Genomic DNA, 3,688 nt, shown 5'->3' with positions numbered 1-3,688 from the left:
GGCTTGGGCCGCAATCGTACGTTTCTTCTTCATTGGCACATCCATGCTGTTTACCTCGCATAATATGCCTCACCCACAAAATTCCGGATAGGCTCTTCTTTCGAGAAAACAGGTTCGTCGGCTAACGTCCGGTATATGGTGATACCGTCAGCCATAACAACGAGTTCGTCCCCCAATATCTGTATTAGAAACTGAGGGACAAATTTATGGTCGAGAGTGGCAAAATACGTGAAACCGAGGTCGTTGCGAAGGCCGTCGACATGGTTGACATACCCAGTTTGATATGACGTATAAGTGGGCTGGACCTTCAGCAAAATATTGCTGTGAACGAGTTTAATCCGATCCATTGCTCTATCGTAGAGTGTCTTGTTCTTTGCTAGGTCTCGTCCCACCTTAGTGTTTATTGCGGCAAGCACATCGTCGATGCTTGGCTCCTTATCGTCAGGCTGGTAGTTCTCATGCATATTAATTAATTTGATCAACGCACTTTTCATTTCCTTAGCACTAACGAACCGTCCAGAAAGCTTTTGCGAAAACACATGGTCAAAAAAATTCAACAGTGCCGTAGGCGGCCCCCTGAATGCGCTCTTTAACTGTCCTGCGCTCAACGCACGCTGGTGCGGCATTCGCCCGTTATGATCGGTGAGGACGGATGGCGTTTGTGTCGTCATTAGGTAATACAAGATACCGCCTAAGAATGAAATATCCGTCCTATGATCCTGTTTTGCCGTACTTCCTATACTCATTTCCGGCAGTCGAAGAAAGCGGTTCCCCAGCTCCTGCGACGGGTCAGTTGAAAAACTATCCACTACACCGTCTTTATATGCAATGCCAAAATCAAGCAAAATTGGCGCTTCGAATTTTGACTCCCTAAGGATGATGTTATCTGGCTTGATATCGCGGTGGATCCACTCGTTCTCGTGGCAGTACTGCACTGTGTCGGCAAGCGCCTTTAGGATCGTGGCGGCACTGACAAAGTTGACCGCCCCGCTACACTCAAGGTATTTCGAGAGCGTTGGACCGGCCACAAACTCCGTGAGTAAATAGATTTTATAGTTCGAATCTTCGTGATAGTGAGCATTGCTCTCGACAAGCTTTGGAATGCCGTCATGATTTGCCGTCGCATAAGCGCTTGCCTCCCGAAAAAATCGGGCACGCCGCTCTGAATCGGTTTGTCGATTGAGTATCTTGAGAAACGCAAACGTTCCATTCTCTTTGTGTTTGACCAGCTTGGTTGTCGCTTGCCCGCCGCCACCGATCTCTTGTTCAACGGTCCAGTTATCATCCCATTTTTTTGAGTCTGACCATTTTTGAATTATTGACATGATAGCGATGATTAAGTAGCTGCTTGTGGTAGAAAGCGATGGCGGCGAATAGAAATCTAACGCATTTAGCAATAGATGTCAGAAGGGACCCGAGTTAGAACACTAACCATAGGTTTTCTCCCTGAGCCCGATCTTCATCTTTCAAAAACCGGGGCTGAGTTAGTCGATTTATATGCATCAAGCTCGGGAAACCTTAACTTCACCAATTATATTAGTGCTATCGAAGACCATCATTTGAGGTTTGACTGGCGATCTCAACGCGAGCTTATTCGCCAAATCAGAAATCATCCCCAATGCTTTATGGCAATATTCAAGTCCATCGATATAATCGGCCTCCCCCTCACCAATACCCGTGTACCTATTAAATTGCTCTTCGAAATTCTCAAACATACTACCATTTGCCCTAGATACAAATATTTCTTGAGGATTTTTCGGCATGGGGCAAGAAATGCACGGCAGTTGCCCACCGGGAATTTCTATTGTTTTTATGATGGCGAACAATCTTCTTTCCGCTTGTACTAAAGGCGCTGAATGAACAATTAAATCCCGATATGCTCCTAACATTTTCAACCAACCATCACCCTCTGTAATTTCATTAAGCTCCTCAGCAATAGCATCTTCACCATTTAAGTTTCTTAAAACATATTTCCTCAGTCCCGACAAAGTTGTAATGCTACTTTTTTGACTATCATTGCTCACCTCAAAGACAAAGTTTGCGGCGTATTCCGCCAAATAATCCCTAAGAATACATATGTCCATTAAGAAAGACTGAACAGACAAATAGCAAAGCCAAGTGTAGCCATTCATAAATCTCTTATTCGTCGCGAAATCCTGCTTCCCAACGACTGAACATAGCTGAGAATGATAGCTGTCCGATAATTCTTTCAGCCTCCTACTACACACGCGGAGTTGATGCGATATTCTGCTACCAACATCCCATAACCTACCGTTTTTTTCCTTGTAAGCACCAGTGCCGATATTGCTCCAAAGTTGAGCTCCCTCTTCATTCCCCCAAACGTTATTACGGGATGTATAGAACGTTCTCCATTCAGGAATATCCTCTCCATTAAAGTGACCAGCATAGGTAAAAAATTCGACACCTAAGACTGGTAGGCCAACTTTTTCGCACCTGTCAAAAAGAGCACCATAGGTTGGAGTTTCAAATGTTGCCGTTTTTTCGTTGAGTGTGCGTGGAATTATTTTGACAGTCGGATCGTATTCATTCACTATTCGGACTCCGCCCTTGGAGTGAATCACCCTAAGCGCTTTCCATTCATCGCTCATATCTCTACGCCCTTGCCTTTCAAAATAAATCACGTTTACTTGCTAAGCAGCATTGCACTTCAACCCTAGCACACTACCCAAATATGGCCACCGCTCCTCCGCCTCTGGTGGACCAGAAATTCATGTTGCGCTCGATCTACCAAAGTTTGAGTCAGCCTAGGTTTTAACCTGCGTTTGGTATATATGTTTTCCCATTTAAGCGCTCAAACTCGTTCAAAAAATTCGTAAATTCATTAAAGATCTGTTGGTCGCCAAATGCCTTGGTCGCAAATCCAAATGCGAGGACACTGCGATAAAAGTAGTTCCAAAGATCCTCTCTGTACTCATCGTGCCGCTCCGTGCCTAGCACTCCGTTAAGATGGAAATGAGGCGGGTTACCCAAGTACATGTCCATGATTTGAGGTGAAGCCGCATGGACAAACCCAGAATACATCTTGGTAACCGTCCGTGCCAGTTCAGTACCTGTACTAGGGTCAAATTCAGGGGATTCGCTACGCGCAATATATGCTTGGATCTTCCTTCGAGGAATCATCGGTCTTTTCTGGGTGGACTCAAGCGCCGTGTCCTCGTCAAACTCCTCTTCAAAAAATGAAGCAAGATAATCCCGATGCAATGGCGTAACTTCACCGTTAATTATTGCAAGGCTCAGAAACCTTACGTCCTCATGCAGCTCGTCAAGTATTCTCTGAAGCGCTGCCTGCTCTTGGACGAAACCATGCGTCATCAATAAGTGAGCTGCCGCCAACGTGGAAACGATTCGTGCCAGCTTTTGAACGATGGCTTGATGAATCGAACGTTCGATATGTCGAAACACAAACGAGTCCTTGTGCGAAACCTTCCGCGGCGCAGGTACTCGCGAAGCAAGTAAATGAACGGTGCGCGTCATGGTTTGAAGCGCAGGATCGTAAAGAGTTTCATCGGGCATCTAATAAACCCTAATGTTGAGTTAAGTCACGCAGTGAGGCGGCTTCGGTTTGAATGAAGTGAATCGGCCAGACTTTTATAGACAGTTCGTTGCCTCAGAAAGGTACTGCCGTTCGTAGTTTACCGGCGAAAGGTTCGCGGCATGGCCATGCCGA

3 protein-coding genes are annotated in these 3,688 nt (G+C 45.7%); all 3 read right to left on the bottom strand.

Annotated elements, in window-relative coordinates; genetic code table 11:
* Nucleotides 1-50 precede the first annotated feature (50 nt).
* The 3 genes from DFR37_RS22590 to DFR37_RS22580 all read right to left on the bottom strand — a co-directional run bounded on the left by DFR37_RS22590 (nt 51) and on the right by DFR37_RS22580 (nt 3,534).
* Entirely contained in the window at nt 51-1,325 is a 1,275-nt protein-coding gene (locus tag DFR37_RS22590; RefSeq protein ID WP_113935400.1) for a serine/threonine protein kinase, read from the bottom strand.
* Between the two features lie 177 nt (nt 1,326-1,502).
* Nucleotides 1,503-2,552, bottom strand: a complete 1,050-nt coding sequence (locus DFR37_RS22585; RefSeq protein WP_147251675.1) for a hypothetical protein — start codon at nt 2,550-2,552, stop codon at nt 1,503-1,505.
* A 220-nt stretch (nt 2,553-2,772) separates the two neighbouring features.
* Nucleotides 2,773-3,534, bottom strand: a complete 762-nt coding sequence (locus DFR37_RS22580) for a hypothetical protein (RefSeq protein ID WP_147251674.1) — start codon at nt 3,532-3,534, stop codon at nt 2,773-2,775.
* Between the last annotated feature and the right edge of the window lie 154 nt (nt 3,535-3,688).

The organism is Eoetvoesiella caeni (genome assembly GCF_003315175.1).
Classification (GTDB): Bacteria; Pseudomonadota; Gammaproteobacteria; order Burkholderiales; family Burkholderiaceae_B; genus Eoetvoesia; species Eoetvoesia caeni.
This window is presented reverse-complemented; position numbering and strand designations above follow the sequence as displayed.